At 66.8% G+C, this 702-nt stretch carries 1 pseudogene; it reads left to right on the top strand.

Features of this window, described 5'->3' with window-relative positions:
- Positions 1 to 40: 40 nt before the first annotated feature.
- Positions 41 to 702, top strand: a pseudogene (locus EJ913_RS32895) (IS5 family transposase); the annotation flags it as partial.

Genomic DNA, 702 nt, shown 5'->3' with positions numbered 1-702 from the left:
AGAGCACCTAACAAAAGGGTGTTTTGGCTGTTAAGGGGCTATGGCACGCCCCCTCGTCCCGGATCGGCTTTGGTCGATCATCGAACCGTTGTTGCCGCCGCCCAAGCCGGCAGGCAGCAACGGGCGCCCTCCTGTTGGTCACCGTGAAGCGCTGACCGGCATCCTGTTCGTTCTGAGAACCGGCATTCCCTGGGAGTATCTGCCCGTCGAGATGGGGTGCGGCTCGGGGATGACCTGCTGGCGGCGTCTGCGCGACTGGCAGGCCGCCGGGATATGGGACAAGCTCCTTCATGCGGTCTTGCAGGAGTTGGCGTGGTCCAAACAGATCGACTGGAGCCGGGCTTCGCTGGACAGCGCCAGCCTCCCGGCAAAAAGGGGGGCCAGGAGACGGGCCCGAACCCGACGGACCGTGGGCGGGCAGGCACCAAGCGCCATGTCCTCACCGACCGCAACGGCACCCCGCTCGCCATCCGTCTGACCGGCGCCAACCGCAACGATTCCATGATGGTCGAGACCATGCTGGACGCGGTGCCGCCTCTCAAAGGACCACTCGGACGACCGCGCCGAAGACCGGACAAGCTCCACGCCGACAAGGCCTACGATCACCAGCGCTGCCGGCGCGAATGCCGCGACCGCAACGTCATCCCGCGCATCGCCCGACGCGGCGTCGAGAGCAGCAAGCGCCTGGGACGGCACCGCTGG

Origin of the sequence: Azospirillum doebereinerae (assembly GCF_003989665.1) — a bacterium.
Taxonomy (GTDB): domain Bacteria; phylum Pseudomonadota; class Alphaproteobacteria; order Azospirillales; family Azospirillaceae; genus Azospirillum; species Azospirillum doebereinerae.
Note: the sequence above shows the minus strand (reverse complement) of the source record. Positions and strands in the feature narration are given on the sequence as shown.